16 protein-coding genes are annotated in these 15331 nt (G+C 70.4%); 7 read left to right on the top strand and 9 right to left on the bottom strand.

The window, feature by feature from the left end:
• Positions 1–255: 255 nt before the first annotated feature.
• From murD to AB3X07_RS07765, 4 genes are read right to left on the bottom strand one after another with little or no spacing between them, the layout of a single operon-like run.
• Entirely contained in the window at positions 256–1689 is a 1434-nt protein-coding gene (gene murD, locus AB3X07_RS07780; RefSeq protein WP_369943854.1) for a UDP-N-acetylmuramoyl-L-alanine--D-glutamate ligase, read from the bottom strand.
• Positions 1670–3025 carry a UDP-N-acetyl-alpha-D-muramoyl-L-alanyl-L-glutamate epimerase gene (gene murL, locus AB3X07_RS07775; RefSeq protein WP_369943853.1) on the bottom strand — a complete coding sequence of 452 codons (1356 nt, stop codon included), beginning with the start codon at positions 3023–3025 and terminating at the stop codon, positions 1670–1672. Before murL ends, murD begins: the two co-directional genes overlap by 20 nt.
• The gene (locus AB3X07_RS07770; protein WP_369943852.1) at positions 3022–3477 is read right to left on the bottom strand and encodes a hypothetical protein; all 456 of its coding nucleotides are present in this window, start codon (positions 3475–3477) and stop codon (positions 3022–3024) included. The genes murL and AB3X07_RS07770 overlap by 4 nt, the downstream gene beginning before the upstream one ends.
• On the bottom strand, positions 3461–6070 hold the full coding sequence (locus tag AB3X07_RS07765) for a bifunctional aspartate kinase/diaminopimelate decarboxylase (RefSeq protein WP_369943851.1): 2610 nt from the start codon (positions 6068–6070) through the stop codon (positions 3461–3463). Before AB3X07_RS07765 ends, AB3X07_RS07770 begins: the two co-directional genes overlap by 17 nt.
• A 162-nt stretch (positions 6071–6232) precedes the next feature.
• Here AB3X07_RS07765 and AB3X07_RS07760 point away from each other — a divergent pair, with 162 nt between their 5' ends.
• A complete protein-coding gene (locus AB3X07_RS07760) occupies positions 6233–7111 on the top strand; it encodes a PhzF family phenazine biosynthesis protein (RefSeq protein ID WP_369943850.1) in 879 nt (292 codons plus the stop codon).
• 109 nt (positions 7112–7220) lie between these two features.
• Here AB3X07_RS07760 and AB3X07_RS07755 read toward each other — a convergent pair whose 3' ends face one another.
• Together AB3X07_RS07755 and AB3X07_RS07750 are read right to left on the bottom strand one after the other, a co-directional pair.
• Positions 7221–7814 carry a glycine zipper 2TM domain-containing protein gene (locus tag AB3X07_RS07755; protein WP_369943849.1) on the bottom strand — a complete coding sequence of 198 codons (594 nt, stop codon included), beginning with the start codon at positions 7812–7814 and terminating at the stop codon, positions 7221–7223.
• 245 nt (positions 7815–8059) lie between these two features.
• Positions 8060–8491: an OsmC family protein gene (locus AB3X07_RS07750; RefSeq protein WP_369943848.1), complete on the bottom strand. Its 432-nt coding sequence runs from the start codon at positions 8489–8491 to the stop codon at positions 8060–8062.
• Positions 8492–8968: 477 nt separating this feature from the next.
• On the opposite strand from AB3X07_RS07750, the gene AB3X07_RS07745 reads away from it, so the two are divergent.
• The 5 genes from AB3X07_RS07745 (at position 8969) to AB3X07_RS07725 (ending at position 12016) form a co-directional block, all read left to right on the top strand.
• Complete coding sequence (locus AB3X07_RS07745; RefSeq protein ID WP_184410622.1) at positions 8969–9367, top strand: HU family DNA-binding protein; 399 nt, start codon at positions 8969–8971, stop codon at positions 9365–9367.
• 149 nt (positions 9368–9516) lie between these two features.
• Entirely contained in the window at positions 9517–10215 is a 699-nt protein-coding gene (locus tag AB3X07_RS07740; RefSeq protein WP_369943847.1) for a tellurite resistance TerB family protein, read from the top strand.
• A 3-nt stretch (positions 10216–10218) separates the two neighbouring features.
• Positions 10219–10779: a M23 family metallopeptidase gene (locus AB3X07_RS07735; protein WP_369943846.1), complete on the top strand. Its 561-nt coding sequence runs from the start codon at positions 10219–10221 to the stop codon at positions 10777–10779.
• A 104-nt stretch (positions 10780–10883) separates the two neighbouring features.
• Complete coding sequence (locus tag AB3X07_RS07730; RefSeq protein WP_369943845.1) at positions 10884–11183, top strand: DUF3861 family protein; 300 nt, start codon at positions 10884–10886, stop codon at positions 11181–11183.
• Positions 11184–11419: 236 nt separating this feature from the next.
• Positions 11420–12016: a DUF1439 domain-containing protein gene (locus AB3X07_RS07725; RefSeq protein WP_369943844.1), complete on the top strand. Its 597-nt coding sequence runs from the start codon at positions 11420–11422 to the stop codon at positions 12014–12016.
• Between the two features lie 286 nt (positions 12017–12302).
• Here AB3X07_RS07725 and AB3X07_RS07720 read toward each other — a convergent pair whose 3' ends face one another.
• From AB3X07_RS07720 to AB3X07_RS07710, 3 genes are all read right to left on the bottom strand, one after another.
• Positions 12303–13418: an ankyrin repeat domain-containing protein gene (locus AB3X07_RS07720; protein WP_369943843.1), complete on the bottom strand. Its 1116-nt coding sequence runs from the start codon at positions 13416–13418 to the stop codon at positions 12303–12305.
• A gap of 163 nt (positions 13419–13581) precedes the next feature.
• On the bottom strand, positions 13582–14127 hold the full coding sequence (locus tag AB3X07_RS07715) for a type 1 glutamine amidotransferase domain-containing protein (protein ID WP_369943842.1): 546 nt from the start codon (positions 14125–14127) through the stop codon (positions 13582–13584).
• A gap of 89 nt (positions 14128–14216) precedes the next feature.
• A complete protein-coding gene (locus AB3X07_RS07710; protein ID WP_369943841.1) occupies positions 14217–14684 on the bottom strand; it encodes an SET domain-containing protein in 468 nt (155 codons plus the stop codon).
• 181 nt (positions 14685–14865) lie between these two features.
• Here AB3X07_RS07710 and AB3X07_RS07705 point away from each other — a divergent pair, with 181 nt between their 5' ends.
• Positions 14866–15324: an SUF system Fe-S cluster assembly regulator gene (locus AB3X07_RS07705; RefSeq protein ID WP_369943840.1), complete on the top strand. Its 459-nt coding sequence runs from the start codon at positions 14866–14868 to the stop codon at positions 15322–15324.
• Positions 15325–15331: the final 7 nt, after the last annotated feature.

Here is a 15331-nt window from a genome sequence, read left to right as displayed (position 1 = left end):
TCCAGGGAGCCTCTAATCACGATGGAAGGCCTATCCGTAGGAGCGCCTGCAGCCTCCACGCGCATGACCCCGCCTGTTTGTCGCGGCTAAAGCCGCTCCTACGAGGACGGCAGCGCGTTCCGCTGCGCAGCGACAACGCACGTTACTGCAGGTCCCATGAAGTCGCACCCACACACGGCGTCGCATCGATCAAAGCGCGCCAGGCACGCGCTCCGCACCATGCGCGCGTGCCACCGCACCGCCGCGGCGACCCGCTCAGGCGATGCCCAGCCCCGGGATGGCGCTGATCGCGTCCGGGTCGAATCCGGCCAGCTCGGCGAAATGGCGGCCGCGCGCCACGTAGTCGCGGTAGGCGCCGAAGCTGGGCGCGCCCGGCGACAGCAGCAGCACGCCGCCGCCCTCGCCCAACGCCGCGCGCGCCAGCGCCACCGCTTGCGACAGGTCCGCGGCGGCGTGCAGGCCGAACCCGGCCTCGGCCGCCAATGGCGCCAGCAGCGCGTGGATACGCGGGCCGTTGGCGCCCATGGTCACGATCTCCAGCGGCGCGCCGGCGCGCATCGCGGTGGCGAAGTCTTGCCAGTCCAGGCCGCGGTCGTGGCCACCGACCAGCAGCGCGATGCGGCGCCCGCGGAAGCACTCCAGCGCCGCCAGCGTGGCATGCGGGGTGGTGCTGATCGAATCGTTGACGTAGGCGACGCCATCGCGCTCGCCCACGGTCTGCAGGCGGTTCGGCAGCGGCCGGAACGTCGCCGCGGCCGGCGCCAGCGCCGCCGCATCCAGGCCCAGCGCCTCGATCGCCGCCAACACCGCGCACAGGTTGCCACGGTTATGCCGCCCCGGCAGCGGCACCCGCGCGCTGTCGAACACCGCCACCTCGCCGCGGTGCACCACGTCGCCACGCATGTGCCAGCCATCGTCGCGGTTGAACCAGCGCACCTCGCTGTCGGGCAGCGACAGCGCCGCCAGTTGCGGATCGGCGGCATTGAGCAGCGCGATGCGCGGCCGCGCGCGCGTCACCAGCGCCAGCTTGTCCTCGATGTAGCGCGCCTGGCTGCCGTGCCAGTCCAGATGTTCCGGGAACAGGTTCAGCACCAGCGCCAGCTGCGGCCGTGCGCCGCTGTGCGCCACGTCGCCGGTCTGGTAACTGGACAGTTCGATCGCCCAATACCGCGGCGGCTGCGGCGGCGCCAGCACTTCCAGCAGCGGCAGGCCGATGTTACCGACCAGGCCGGTGCGATGGCCGCCGGCACGCAGCAGATGCGCCAGCAGCGCGGTGCTGGTGCTCTTGCCCTTGGTGCCGGTGATGCAGACGCTGCCCGGCACCACGCCATCGGCGCCGGCATGCTCGGCGAACCACAGCGAGGTGCCGCCGATAAAACGCGTCCCGCGTGCCGCGGCGGCCTGCGCCTCGGGCCGGTACGGACTGATCCCGGGCGACTTGATCACCACCTCGAACGCGGCCAGGCGCTCGGCGCTGGCCTCGGTCTCCACGCGCAGCGCCGGATCGCCAAGCGCTGCCAGCGACGCCGCTTCCTCGACCGAGCAGAACACCGTCAGCGGCAGCGGCGCCGCCGATTCCCGATTCCCGATTCCCGATTCCCAGCCGCGCACGGCGGCATACGCCGCGCGGCCCTCGCGGCCCCAACCCCACAGCGCGACGCGCAGGCCCTCAAGCTGCGAAATTCGCACGCACGCGTTCCCACAGGTCGGCCGGAATGCGGTGCTGCGCGTCCAGCGCCAGCAACGGCTCCACGTGCAGCTCGCCCACGTCCAGCTGCGGCTGGATCTCGCGGATGAAGCGCGCCACCAGCGCATCCTCCTTCCACTCGGCGCGCGCGGCCAGCGTGGCCATCGCCGCGCGCGATTCGCGGCCTTCGCCGACGCACTCGAACGGCTTGTGGTCCTGGAATTCCAGCAGCGCGTCGAAACCCGGCGCCTGCGCCGCGTCGTCGAGCAGGTTGCGGCCGAAGATGCGCACTAGGCGCGTCTTGGGCATGAACGGGGCCAGCGCCAGGAATACGAAGTGGCATTTCGGGCACACCCCGCACCAGCGGTGCGCCGGGCGTTCGCCGAGGATATGGAAATTGCGGTTGCAGCTGGAGAAGTGCGCATCGTAGTGGTCGGTCTTGGCGAACTGCCGCGCCACCGCCAGCTCCGACAGCGGCCGCAGCAGCGAGTAATAGTGCAGGTCCGCGGCCACGTGGCGCTGCACGTGCGTGCCGAATGCCTGCTCGAACGCCCAGCCCTTGGACCACTGGTGGTTGACCTCGCCGGTGCCGGCGATCTGGCTGCCGTAGCTGGCCGAGTGCTCGTTGGAGAACACCACCTGGCCCGCGTCGCACAGCAGCGCGGCGAACACCAGGATCGCCGAGTTCACAGCGGTCACTGGGATATGCCCGTTCCACGCGCCCTGCCGGTTCAGTTCGAACAGCTCCGGCGCCAGCGCGCGGCCGATGTTCAGGGTCGGCAGCGCGGTGCGCTCGGCGCAGGCGCGGATCAGCTGCGAACCGCCGATCCAGGCCACGGTCTGCGCCACCCCGGCCGCGCGCAGGGCCTCGATGCTGACCAGCGAATCCTTGCCGCCGCCGATCGCCACCAGCGCCTGCGCGCCCAGGCCCAGCGCCGACGCGTCCTCGGTGGCCGCCGCGGTCGCGGGGAAACGGATCCTGCCGCGCAGGTCCAGGCCGTTGCGGTAGGCGAATTCGCCCAGCCCGTGCAGGTACACGCTGTCCAGCAGCGCGGCGGTGTCGGCGTCGATGGCGTAGTCGTCGATGACGATCTGCGGCGGCACCGCGGCCTTGTAGTAGCTGACCCCGGCGATCAGGTGCAGAAGGCGCAAGGCGCGCTGCACCGCCTCGGCGCGCGCCGCGTCCAGCACGAACGGCGCCCCAGGCACGGTGATCGTCTCCACCAGCTCCGGTCCCTGGTCGAACGCGTACACCAGGCGCGCGACGCCGCTGTCGGCGTCGAACGCGCAACGCACGAAGCGGAAGGTACGGATCTGCTGTTTGTCGAAAACGGTCATGGACTACCTGCAAGCACGCGCGTGCGACGCAAGTAGCGTCGGCACAGGAAAAGTTCGATCAGGGAGAACGGCAGCGCCGCCCACAGCCACGGCAGGCAGCCCAACAGGAACGCGAACGAAAACCAGACCCAATGGCTCGCGCTCCCTTGCGGCGCATCGCCGGAGGCCGCGAACGCCACCGCGAGGTACAGCGCCAGCAGCGGGAGATAGCTGCAGGCGGCCAGCAGCAGCGTGCGCAAGGCCAGCACGCCCGCACGCCGGGTCGGCCGCCGGCCCTGCCAGCGCCCCGCCCACCACGCGCCGGCGCCAGCCGCGAGCAAGGCCGGCAGCGCCCACTTGAGGCTGTCGGTCCACGGCAGCGCGATGCCGGACTGGTCGGCCGCGGTGGCCAGAATCATCGCCGCGGCGCCGGCGACGGTGCTGAGCGCGACGAACTCAGGCAGCGGGGACATCGATCGCGTCCTCCCGCGGCAGCTCGCGCTGGTTGTAGACGCTGGCCATCGCGAAGCCATACGCGCCGGCATCGGCGATCAGCATCACGTCGTCCGGCGCGGTGGCCGCGGGCAACCGCCGGCGCTTGCCGAACACGTCGCTGGATTCGCAGATCGGCCCGACCACGTCGAACACCGCGTCGGCGGCGCTGTCCAGCCGGCTCAGGTTGACCACGTCGTGCCAGGCGTCGTACAGCGCCGGGCGGATCAGGGCATTCATGCCCGCATCCAGCCCGACCCGGCGAATACCGTCCTTGTCGATCACCTGGGTGGCGCGGGCCAGCAGCACGCCGCACTCGGCGACCAGGTAACGGCCCGGTTCGATCGCCAGGCGGAACGCCGGATGTACCGCCTTGACCTCGGCCAGGCCCTGCGCCCAGGCGTCCAGGTCGAACGGTTCGTCGTCGGCGCTGTAGGCGATCGGCAGGCCGCCGCCGATGTCGATGACCTCCACGCTGCCGATGCGGCGCGCGAAACCGGCCAGCTCGTCGCACATGCGGCGCCAGTGCTGCGCGGTCTCCACCCCGCTGCCCAGGTGCGCATGCAGCCCGACGATGCGGATGTCCAGCGCGCGCGCGGCCTCGACGAATTCGTCCACGCGCGTCGCCGACAGGCCGAACTTGGACGCTTTGCCGCCGGTATTGACCTTCTCATGATGGCCGTCGCCATGGCCCAGGTCGATGCGCAGCCACAGGCTGCGGCCGCGGAACAGCTCCGGCCAGCGCTGCAGCAGTTCGACGTTGTCGACGGTGACGGTCACGCCCAGCGCGAACGCGGCCTCGTATTCGGCCCTGGGCGCGAAGCTGGGCGTGAACAGCACCCGCCGCGGCGACAACTCCGGCAAGGTGTTGAACACCCGCTGCAGTTCGCCGTGCGCCACGCATTCCAGGCCGAAGCCCTCGGCGACCAGCGCCTCCAGGATCGCCGGATGCGAATTGGCCTTGATCGCGTAGTAGCGCTGGTCGATCGGCGCGATCGCCGCCAGCGCCCGCGCCCGCGCCCGCAGGGTCGGCAGGTGGTAGACGTAACGCGGCGTGCCGGCCTGCGCCAGCTGCAGCAGGTGCTCGCGCTCGGCGTGCCACCACGGCGTCGGCCGCGCACGCACGCTGCCGGTGATCTCGCGCCAGCGTGGGCCGAACACCTCGGTCTCCTCCACCGGCATCGCGCCGCTGTCGATCAGCTCGGCATGCAGGATCGGCAACAGGCCATCGGCGTCGGTCTCGTCGATGACGAAGGTCAGGTTCAGGTCGTTGGACGACTGCGAGATCATGTGCACGCGCTCCTTGCCGAACGTGGCCCACACGTCCGAGAGCTTGTGCAGCAGCGAGCGCATGCCGCGCCCGACCAGGGTGATCGCCGCGCACGGCACGATGATCTTGACCCGGCAGATCTCCGCCAGGTCGGCCGACAGCGCCGCCAGCACGTCGGTGTTGACCAGGTTCTCGCTCGGGTCCAGCGACACGGTGACGTTGGTCTCGGCCGACCCGATCAAATCCACCGACAGGCCATGCTTGGCGAAGCGTGCGAACACATCGGCCAGGAAGCCGACCTGCTGCCACATGCCGATGCCTTCCATCGACACCAGCACGATGCCGTTGCGGCGGCTGATCGCCTTGACCCCGGGCACGGTGCGGGCGTTGCCGTCGATGCTGGTGCCGGGCAGCTCGGGGCGCTCGGTGTCCAGGATCGCCATCGGCACGCCGCCGTCGCGGCACGGCTTGATCGAGCGCGGATGCAGCACCTTGGCGCCGGTGGTGGCGATTTCCTGCGCTTCGTAGTAGTCCAGCCGGGTCAGCAGGCGCGCGTCCGGCACCTCGCGCGGATTGGCGCTGAACATGCCCGGCACGTCGGTCCAGATCTCCACCCGGCCGGCGCCGAGCAGCGCGCCGAAATACGCGGCCGAGGTATCCGAACCGCCGCGGCCGAGGATCGCGGTGCCGCCGTCCTCGTGCCGCGCGATGAAGCCCTGGGTGATCAGCATGCGCGTGGGCTGGGCGACGAAGCGCGCGCGCCAGTCGGGATCGGACTGCCACTGGCACGACACCGACAGACGCTTGGACCACTCGCTCTGGTTGGGCTGCGGCGGCAAGGCGTCCAGCCACTGGCGCGCGTCCATCCAGCCGATGTCCAGGCCGCTGGCATGCAGGTAGGCCGCGCCCAGGGTCGAGGACAGCAGTTCGCCCTGGCCCAGGACCTCGGCCTGCCAGTCCAGCGTGCGGTGCGCCGCGCGCGGATCGTCCAGCAAGCCGCGCAGCGCCGCCAGGCGCGCGCCCAGCACCGCGTCCGCATCCAGTTCCAGTTCGCCCAGGAACTCGCGGTGGCGCTGTTCCAGCGCGGCCACGCGCTGCGCGCTGTCGGCGCTACCGTCGGCGATCGCGGTCAGCTCGTTGGTCACTCCCGACAGCGCCGACACCACCACCAGCACCCGCGCGCCGGTCTCGTCCGCGCGTTTTTTCGCCAGCCGTCCAATCGTGTCCCAGCGATGACGACGCGACACCGAGGTGCCGCCGAACTTGAGGACGATCCAACGATCGACGTGGGGGGAAGAGGACATTGCGTTGTGGGGTCTGCTGGAGGGAAAGAGGCCCGGAACGCCGGGCGGAACCTGCGATTCTATGCCAAGCGCCACGCCCCTGGCGCCGCGGCCGCGTGCCGCGGTCATGCCCGCGCGCCGATCCGATTGCTAAGCTGCGGCCCCCTCCCCCGAGCCCCCGCCATGACCACGCGCCGATTCCTGCAACTGGATGTGTTCTCCCCGCGCCCCGGCGCCGGCAATCCATTGGCCGTGGTGCTCGACGCGCAGGGGCTGGACGCTCGGGCGATGCAGGCGATCGCGCGCTGGACCCGGTTGCCGGAAACCACCTTCGTGTTCCCGGCCACCCAGCCCGGCGCCAGCTACGGCATCCGCATGTTCAGTCCGCAGAAGGAAGTGCCGTTCGCCGGCCATCCCAGCGTCGGCACCGCGCACGCGGTGCTGGAGGCCGGGATCGCCGCGCCCAGGGACGGCCTGCTGATCCAGGAAGGCATCGCCGGGCTGCTGCCGCTGCGCGTGGAGACCGACGCGGGCGAGCGCAGCATCGCCATCCGCACGCCGCGCGCGCAGGTGGCGGAGATCGCCGACGCCGCAGATCCGCGCCTGGTCGCCGCGCTGCGCGGCTGGCCGCTGGGCGCGCAACCGCCGGCGCTGATGGATGGCGGCCGCCGCTGGTGGCTGGTCGCGGTCGCCGACGAAGCCGCGTTGCGTGGCCTGACGCCGGACTGGGATGCGATCGCCGCCCTGGCCGAACACACCGCCAGCATGGGCGTGTTCGCCTACGCGCAAGCCACCGGGCCCGGTTACGACCTGGCGGTACGCGCGTTCGTCGGCAACGGCCGCCGCTTCGAGGACGCCGCATCCGGCGCGGCGAACGCGGTGCTGGCGGCATGGCTGGATCATCGCGGCGCCCTGCCCGGCCGCGATGGACGCTACGTGGTCAGCCAGGGCCGCGAAGTCGGCCACGACGCCTTGCTGACGCTGCGCGTGGACGCCGACGGCGAGGTCTGGTCGGGCGGTCAGGTGCAGACCGTCATCGACGGCCGCATCGCCTGGCGCTGATACGGCGCGGCCGCCCGGCCTGCATCCGCAGGCACGGCAGCCCTTGCGCCAGTACCGCGCCGCGCGCGGCACAGGATCGGGGCGCCTACGCACGGCCCCCGATGCCGGGTCAGTCGGGCAGCACGTCCACGCGGACCCGGATGCGGTCGCCCGGAGGCTGCGCGCTGCGCGTGTGGTAATAGCGGCCACCGTACTCGTAGGTCACGTCGTAACCGTCCACTCGCTCGTAGTTCTCGCTGCGGTAGGACACCGGCTGGCACTCCCTGACCACACCGCCGCCGCCATAGCCGCGGGAATTGTCGTCGTAGATCGAGCGCCCGGCCAGGCCGCCGAGCATGGTGCCGACCGCGGTACCGACGAAGCGGCCGCTGCCGCCGCCGACACGGCTGCCGAGCAGCGCACCGGCGATGCCGCCGGCCACGGTCGAGGCCGTACGGGCGCCGTCGTTGCGGTAGTAGCCGTCGCTGACGTAGCCGCCCGACGCCGGGCGGTCGTAGCAACGTTCGGTGGTCTCGCGCGGCCCGCGCACCTGGACCAGGATGGGGTCGGCACGCACGACGCGCGCGTACTCGTAGCTGGCGCCAGCGTAGCCACGGTCGCGATAGGTATCGTAACGGGGATAACCGTAGTCCTGCGCCGCGGCGGAGCCGATCGCTCCGACAACGAGCGCAGCGGTCAACAGACGGGTCGAGAGCTTGTTCATGGCGATGATTCCAAGCGCGTGGATCGCGCGACTGCATGCTTGATCCATCGCGGTGAAACCAAACTGAATTGGGATAGGTTCGCCAGAAACGTTTAGCGACGCGACAGCTGCCACGCGTCGTCGTCCAGGCCCCGCATCGAAGCAGGTGCGCGTGCAACCGCGGCTCGCCACGGCGTGGCGAGCCGCGCATCGGCGCGTGGTCATGGCGGCGCGGCCCGGCAGTGCGCCGGGGCCACGCCCAACGTTCAGCCCAGTTCCGCGTCCAGGCTGATCGGCACCGCGCTGAGCGCCTTGGACACCGGGCAGTTCTGCTTGGCGTCGTCGGCGATCGCGCGGAACTGCGCGGCCTCGATGTTCGGCACCACGGCCTTGACCTTGAGCCGGATCTGCGACAACTGCGGGCCGCCCTCCATCGAGAGGTCGACGTCGGCGCGCGTATCCAGCGCCGTCGGCGGGAACCCGGCCTCGCTCAGCTTCGCCGACAGCGCCATGGTGAAGCAGCCGGCATGCGCGGCGGCGATCAGTTCTTCCGGGTTGGTGCCCTTCTCGTCGCCGAAGCGGCTGCTGAAGGCGTAGCGGGTGTTCTCCAGCAACCCGCTCTGTGGCGTGCTCAGCTGCCCCTTGCCGGTCTTGAGGTCGCCTTCCCAGTGCGCGGTGGCGTGACGCGAAATGCCCATGCGGTACTCCTGTCGGTGGATGAGGCGCGCACCATAGGCCACCGGGCGTTATGGCCTTGTGCGGCGCAGCGCATGGAGCGCTGCATGCGACGGGCGCGGTGCCGGCCAGGCGCTGCCATCGCGGCGCATGATCCAGCGCAAGGCGGGAAGCCCGATCACGACCAGGAGGGATGCATCGCCGCATCGACCGACCACCGGGATGCATCCACCACATCCGCGGCACGCGCGCATCCTCCCGGTCGCCGCCGGCCGTGCGGCCGCCGCGCAGCCACCCTGGTCGCGGCGGAACACGGCATGCGCATCGGCGTTTTTCCCGGGGCAAACCCGCCCCGCGACGCGGGAAAAACCCCATGCGGGGGATTTTTGCGGGTTTTTTGCGCCTGCCTATTGGCGCGGCGTAGCACATGCCCTACATTTCGCCATGCCGACGGGGTCGGCGCGACCCAACCACCCATCTGTTTACGGAATCAGGACATCATGGCAAAGACCGCGAAAAAGGCTGCCCCGAAAAAGGCAGCGAAGAAAGTAGCCACCAAGACCGCCGCCAAGCCGGCCGCTCCCAAGCCGATCAAGGAAGCGCTGAGCAAGTCCGCGCTGGTCGCCCACATCGCCGAAGCCAGCGGCGTCGTCGCCAAGGACGTGCGCGCGGTGATGGCCTCGCTCGAGCACGCCGTGGCCGGTTCGGTCAGCAAGAAGGGCGCCGGCTCGTTCACCCTGCCGGGCCTGCTCAAGATCACCGCCGTCAGCGTGCCGGCCAAGCCGAAGCGCAAGGGCATCAACCCCTTCACCAAGGAAGAGCAGTGGTTCGCCGCCAAGCCGGCCACCACCAAGCTGAAGGTGCGCCCGCTGAAGAAGCTCAAGGACGCCGCGCTCTGAGCAGCGACGCCTGATCCAGGCAAGCACACCCGACGAGACGGCAGCGATGCCGTCTCGTTTTTTTGCGCGCTCGCCGGCGACAGCCGGCTTGACGGGCCGCTAAGGCCGCGCCCGCTATACCTGCGCCTCCCCTCGACAGGAATGCGCGCATGAAGCTACAGGGCTTTCTCGACCAACTGCTGCAATCGGCACAGGGCGCCGCCGGCCAGGCCATGGCCAAGACCGGCAACTCCGCCACCGCGGGCGCGCCGGCGCAGGGCGGCGGCCTCGGCGGCATGCTCAACGCCGATTTCGGCAGGGGCGCCCTCAGCGGCGGCGCCCTCGGCCTGTTGCTGGGCAAGAACCGCACCACCCGCAAGCTGGCCACCTACGGCGGCCTGGCCGCGCTGGGCGTGATGGCTTACCGCGCCTACGGCGACTACAAGCGCCAGCAGCTCGGCGCCGCCGCGCCGGATCCGCAGACCCTGGACCAGCTGCCGCCGCTGGAAGTGGAACAGCACAGCCAGGCCATCCTGCGCGCGCTGGTCGCCGCGGCCAAGGCCGATGGCCACATCGACACGCGCGAGCGCGAACTGATCGAAGGCGAGTTCACCCGCCTCAACGGCGACGAGGAGGTGCAGCGCTGGCTGCACGCGGAGTTGGAGAAGCCGCTGGACCCGGCCGAGGTGGCGCGGGCCGCGACGACGCCGGAAATCGCGGCGGAGATGTATCTGGCCAGCCTGCTCGCCGCCGACGAACAGAGCTTCATGGAGCGCAGCTACCTGGACGAACTGGCGCGGCAACTGGGCATCGACGACGGGCTGAAGCAGCACCTGCAGCAGCAGGCGGCCGCACAGGGCAGCCCGTAAGCGATGGCCGCCGCGCCCTCGCCCGCGCGGCGGCTGCGCCGCTGGCTGCTGCGCCTCGCGACGCTGGCGTGCATCGCGCTGGCATTGGCCTGGGCCTGGCGGCAGCCCTGGGCGCTGCGCGCGCGGGTCGGCTGGGAGCTGGCGCGCGAACCGCCGCCGAGCGCGCTGCGCATGCCGGTGCAGGGCGTGGACCCGCGGCGCGTCGCCGCCACCTTCGGCGCGCCGCGCGGCCGCGACCGCCAGCACGCCGGCGTGGACATCTTCGCCAAGCGCGGCACGCCGGTGCTGTCGGCCACCCGCGGCATCGTGATCGCGGTCGCCGAGCGCGGCCTGGGCGGCCGCCAGGTCTGGGTGCTGGGACCGGCGCGGCAGCGGCACTACTACGCGCACCTGCAGGACTGGGCACCTGGCCTGCAGGCGGGCGACCTGGTCGAGGCCGGCGATCCGCTCGGCAGCGTCGGCGACAGCGGCAACGCCCGCGGCACGCCGCCGCACCTGCACTACGGCGTCTACGCCGCAGATGGCGCCTACGACCCGTTGCCGCTGCTGCGCGCAGCGCGCTGAGCGCACGCACCGGAGCCACTGGAACAGAGCGTCGCGGCCATCCCTCTCGTGGTCGCGGCGGGCGGCGCCTATCTTGGATCCATCACCCGCCCCTGCGCACGCCCATGACCGCTCCCCAACGCTACCGCATCACCGTCACGCCGATCGAGGCCGACGGGCTGCAATGCCAAGGCCGCTGCACCATCGAGTTCGAGGCGCGCTGCCGACAGGACTGGATGCGCCTGCTCGAAGCCGCGCAGCGCCATCCCGGGCTGCGCGGCGACGAACGCGCCGCGCTGACCGTCGGCGCGCAACTGCTGCGCGGCTTGAGCGAGCGCAGCGACAGCGAGGCGCAGGCGCTGCTTGCGCCGTTGCGGCCGTCGCTGGACGCGATCCTGGCCCGGCTGGCGCCGACCGCCACGTAAGCCCGGGGCGGCGCGCGAGTGCCGTGCCGAGCGCTGCCGCGCTGATCGTCGAATCGCTGCGCCGTCGCACGACCGGCGCGCGGCGCGACCGGCCCACCCGGCATTTCGATGCGATGTGCCTCGCAGTGGACCGCCACGCCATCACGACATCCCGATGCGCCGCATCGCCTTTTCGCTAATCGCGCATTCACCCGCTGCGGTTATGTTGACTCCCTGACCCTGCCTAGGCCCCACCCATGACGCTTCGCCTGCCAACCCTGCGCGCCGCCGCGCTGCTGATGCTCGCCGCCGTGGCTCCCCTGCATGCCGAACCCATGATCCAGGGCAAGCAGGTCAGCGTCGGCGCCGCCGACGTGCAGCACTACCTGGACGGCAGCTTCCCGCAGACCCACAAGGCGCTCGGCGGCCTGGTCAAGATGACCATCCGCGATCCCAAGCTGAGCCTGCCGCCCGGCGACCGGCTGAAGATGCAGTTCGACCTGAGCATGGCCACCGGCGGCGGCACGCCGACCCCGCTGGGCACGGTGCTGCTGACCAGCGGCCTGCGCTACGAGCAACAGACCCAGGGGTTCCACCTGCAGGCGCCGACCATCGACGACTTCCGCCCTGCCGCCAACGGTGGCAAGCTCGACGCCAACACCCGCGAACTGCTCAATGTCTGGCTGGGCGACTATGCGCGCAAGGAGCCGATCTACAAGCTGGATCCGGCGCTGGCCGCGGTGATGGGCAACGTGCAGATCGCATCGGCGGGGGTGGAGAACGGCAAGCTGGTGGTGCATTTCAACCAGGACATCAGCCAACTGGTGCCGGCGGGGGCGCTGCCGGGGCAGTAGCGCCCAACTGCAGCGATGCACGATGGCACCGCCGTGCGGCGCTTCCATCTTGGGCCGTGCGGCACATCCTGTCTCACCTGGACGATGCCGCCGTCCATTCCCTCGAATCGGCGACGCGTCGCGCCCGTAACCACCCACTGAGCGCATGAGGCGCCCCGAACGAAACCTGGCGCACACGTGACCGCGCCGCCCTGACAGCGATCACGCGGCCGTTCCGACCCGTTCGAAGAACGCCGTCGGCATCGCCACGCGATCGGCGCTGGCGACTCCGCCAAGCAAATCCGCGTCAGCGCTTATAGGCAGGCCGCGGCAGGGCGATCGGCGTCGGATTCAAGGCGACCCAGGTCACCGCCAGTTCGGAGAGCCGGTAGGTATCGCCGCACTTCCGCTTCACCTCGCCGACGATCGCCGCCGCTTCGGCGTGCTCCGGCGCGGGCAAGGCATTCCCCGACCCCAGGTGCAGCAACAGCGCATCGGCCATCTGCGCGAATTGCCCATCCCAGTTCACCCCGCCATTGTCCTCCAGCTCTGCGGCGATGCGCCCGGAAATCCGGATCACTTCGCCCTGCACCGTCATGGCCGCGCCGCTGGACGGCACCAGCAACTCCCACAACTCCTGATGCCGCTCTTGCCAAGTCGCCGCCTTGGCGACGATCGGTGCCTTGCCGTCGTGCATGCTCCGGCGCGGAACCGGCGCAACCCCGAACAGGACGTAGAGCCGGTCGAGCGCAGCACTGGTCGCGTCCACGCTGTCCGGATTGAAGCCGCTGCGATGGAATTCGAAATCGGTGCCGATGCGCTGCACGGACTCGCGCATCGCCGGCGAGATAAGGGGATCCGTCGGGGCCGCCTTGCCGAACAGGCGCGCGGCGAACGTGCGAGTGTCGGGCGCGCGCGGCTGCGCCTGCAACAATACCTCGGCGACATCGGCCATCCCCTCGATGTCGCAGTTCCTGCAGCGTTGCAGCGCATGCTCCAACGGTGTCAGGCCGGCCTTATTGACGGCCTCGATCCTGGCGCCATGCGCAAGCAGCGTCCGTACATTGCGCACGTTGCGCACGCCAGCGGCCTTGTGCAACGGGGTGTCCCCCCTGCTGTCGACGCCGTGCACGTCCGCGCCCAGTTCCAGGAGCACCTCGATGTGCCCCTGCCAGTGGCCGGCGCGCGCGTGCAGCGGCGTTTCGCCGTAGCTGTCCGGCGCGCCGATGTCCGCGCCGCGCTCGACCAGCCAGCGCACGAGCGCATCGGGCAGGTCGTTGAACGCCAGCGCGGTCTGCTTGAACACGCCACCGTAGGCGTTCACGTCGCAGGTCTCGAACACCGCCTTGATCGCCTCGGGCTCGCCGTCCCCCAGCAGATCCTCGAAGTTCTTCGGCAGGGTCTTTCGCTTGCCCTTGGCCATGTGAATGCGCACTCCATGCGGATCGAGTCGTGCATGATCCAGCATGCATGGCCCGGGCCGCAATGCGCGCGCCGAATCGCAGACGTATCACGCGGAAAAACGGCGGCCGATGGGCCGCCGCTGTTTCATCTGCCAATCCCGCGATCTGCCAATCCCGCGCCGATCAACCCAGCGCTTTGGCCACCGCCGCGGCGAAGGCCGGAATGTCGTCCGGCTTACGGCTGGTGATCAGGTTGCCGTCCACCACCACCTCCGCATCCTGCCAACGGCCGCCGGCGTTGCTCAGGTCGGTCTTCACCGACGGCCACGAGGTCACCTGCCTGTTGCGGACCAGGCCGCTTTCGGCCAGCAGCCAGGGGCCGTGGCAGATCGCCGCCACCGGCTTGCCGGCGCTGGCGAAGGACTGGATCAGGCGGATCGCCGACGCCTCGGTGCGCAGGTTGTCCGGATTGATCACTCCGCCAGGCAGCACCAGCGCGTCGTAGTCGCCGGCGTTGGCCTGGGCCAGGCGCTTGTCGACCGGAACGTTGTCGCCCCAGTCCTTCTTGTCCCAGCCGCGGATGCTGGACGCCTCGCCCGGCGCGATCACCTCGACCTGCGCGCCCCACGACTCCAGCAAGCGCTTGGGCTCCTGCAACTCGGATTGTTCGAAGCCGTCGGTGGCCAGGACCGCGACGCGTTTGCCGGCGAGGGAAGGTGCTGCGCTCATGGGAAACTCCTGTGCATGGGGAGCTCGCACCGTAGGAGCGCCGCGGTTGCCGGGTCGTGAACCGGACGTCTAGGCCACGTGCAGGGCGCTCAGCGCTTGGGCTGCAGCATGGTGCCGGTGCAGTTCTTCGACCCGCAGCGGCATTCCCAGATCTTCTTCAGCCGCGGCGTGTGCCGCTCGGCCAGGGTGATGCCGTAGTTGTAGGTCAGCTCCTCGCCCGGCTTGATCGCGCGCAGCGCCTCGATCACCACCTTGTCCTGGCGACGGTCGTCGCCCTCGGCCTCGATGATCACCGCCTCGCAGTTCGGCGCGCAGCTGTGGTTGATCCAGCGCGCGTCGTTGCCCTCGTAGTTGGCGTCGATCACGTAATCGTCGCTGAGGGTGAACAGGAAGGTATGGCCGGTCTCGACATCGCCGGCCTCGTCGCGGTCCACCTCGGCATGGGTGCGGCGGCGGCCCTTGTACTCGATGACGCGCTCGCCTTTCTTGAGCGGCAGCACGGCGAATACGCCATTGCCATGGATGCGGGACTTGCGGGCGGCGATCTTACGGGGCATGCGGCGGTCCGGAACGGGAAAGGGTCGATTCTGGCGCACATCGGCGGCGATCCCAAGCCCTGCAAGGAAGAAGACGGGGCCGCCGATCGCCGCGATAGACAAAAACATGAACGCGCGGCTTGGACCCGGGCGCGCAAAAGCGTACAATTTCGGTCCACATTGCAATCCCGTTGTCGCCCCCATGCTCCGCGTCACCAAGTTGACCGATTACGCCACCGTCGTGCTGACCGTGCTTGCCGCGCGCCCCGGCGAGGTGCTGAGCGCGACCGAACTGGCCGAGCAGTCCGGGCTGGAGCCGCCCACCGTCAGCAAGCTGCTCAAGCCGCTGGCCCAGGCCGGGCTGGTCGAAGGCCTGCGCGGCGTGCATGGCGGTTACAGGCTGGCGCGCCCGGCCGACACCATCACCCTGATCCAGATCGTCGAGGCGATGGAAGGCCCGCTGGCGATCACCGAATGCAGCCACCAGCAAAGCCAGTGCAGCATCGCGCAGATATGCGGCGTGCGTTCCAACTGGCGGCTGATCAACGACGTGGTCGCCGACGCGCTGCGCGGCGTGACCCTGGCGCAGATGCTGCACCCGCTTCCCTCCTCCGGCGATCCCAAACGGCGTCCGATCGCCGTGCGGTTCGCGACCACCTGACCTGTAG

Origin of the sequence: Xanthomonas sp. DAR 35659 (assembly GCF_041242975.1) — a bacterium.
In the GTDB taxonomy this organism is placed as follows: Bacteria; Pseudomonadota; Gammaproteobacteria; order Xanthomonadales; family Xanthomonadaceae; genus Xanthomonas_A; species Xanthomonas_A medicagonis.
Note: the sequence above shows the minus strand (reverse complement) of the source record. Positions and strands in the feature narration are given on the sequence as shown.

What these genes read in the sequence shown, in the direction of transcription:
- AB3X07_RS07770 (WP_369943852.1), bottom strand. Translation starts at nt 3,477, where the DNA reads ATGTCCCCGCTGCCTGAGTTCGTCGCGCTCAGCACCGTCGCCGGCGCC.
- AB3X07_RS07745 (WP_184410622.1), top strand. Translation starts at nt 8,969, where the DNA reads ATGGCAAAGACCGCGAAAAAGGCTGCCCCGAAAAAGGCAGCGAAGAAA.
- murL (WP_369943853.1), bottom strand. Translation starts at nt 3,025, where the DNA reads ATGACCGTTTTCGACAAACAGCAGATCCGTACCTTCCGCTTCGTGCGT.
- AB3X07_RS07720 (WP_369943843.1), bottom strand. Translation starts at nt 13,418, where the DNA reads ATGGCCAAGGGCAAGCGAAAGACCCTGCCGAAGAACTTCGAGGATCTG.
- AB3X07_RS07750 (WP_369943848.1), bottom strand. Translation starts at nt 8,491, where the DNA reads ATGGGCATTTCGCGTCACGCCACCGCGCACTGGGAAGGCGACCTCAAG.
- AB3X07_RS07755 (WP_369943849.1), bottom strand. Translation starts at nt 7,814, where the DNA reads ATGAACAAGCTCTCGACCCGTCTGTTGACCGCTGCGCTCGTTGTCGGA.
- AB3X07_RS07705 (WP_369943840.1), top strand. Translation starts at nt 14,866, where the DNA reads ATGCTCCGCGTCACCAAGTTGACCGATTACGCCACCGTCGTGCTGACC.
- AB3X07_RS07760 (WP_369943850.1), top strand. Translation starts at nt 6,233, where the DNA reads ATGACCACGCGCCGATTCCTGCAACTGGATGTGTTCTCCCCGCGCCCC.
- AB3X07_RS07710 (WP_369943841.1), bottom strand. Translation starts at nt 14,684, where the DNA reads ATGCCCCGTAAGATCGCCGCCCGCAAGTCCCGCATCCATGGCAATGGC.
- AB3X07_RS07740 (WP_369943847.1), top strand. Translation starts at nt 9,517, where the DNA reads ATGAAGCTACAGGGCTTTCTCGACCAACTGCTGCAATCGGCACAGGGC.
- AB3X07_RS07730 (WP_369943845.1), top strand. Translation starts at nt 10,884, where the DNA reads ATGACCGCTCCCCAACGCTACCGCATCACCGTCACGCCGATCGAGGCC.
- AB3X07_RS07765 (WP_369943851.1), bottom strand. Translation starts at nt 6,070, where the DNA reads ATGTCCTCTTCCCCCCACGTCGATCGTTGGATCGTCCTCAAGTTCGGC.
- AB3X07_RS07735 (WP_369943846.1), top strand. Translation starts at nt 10,219, where the DNA reads ATGGCCGCCGCGCCCTCGCCCGCGCGGCGGCTGCGCCGCTGGCTGCTG.
- AB3X07_RS07725 (WP_369943844.1), top strand. Translation starts at nt 11,420, where the DNA reads ATGACGCTTCGCCTGCCAACCCTGCGCGCCGCCGCGCTGCTGATGCTC.
- AB3X07_RS07715 (WP_369943842.1), bottom strand. Translation starts at nt 14,127, where the DNA reads ATGAGCGCAGCACCTTCCCTCGCCGGCAAACGCGTCGCGGTCCTGGCC.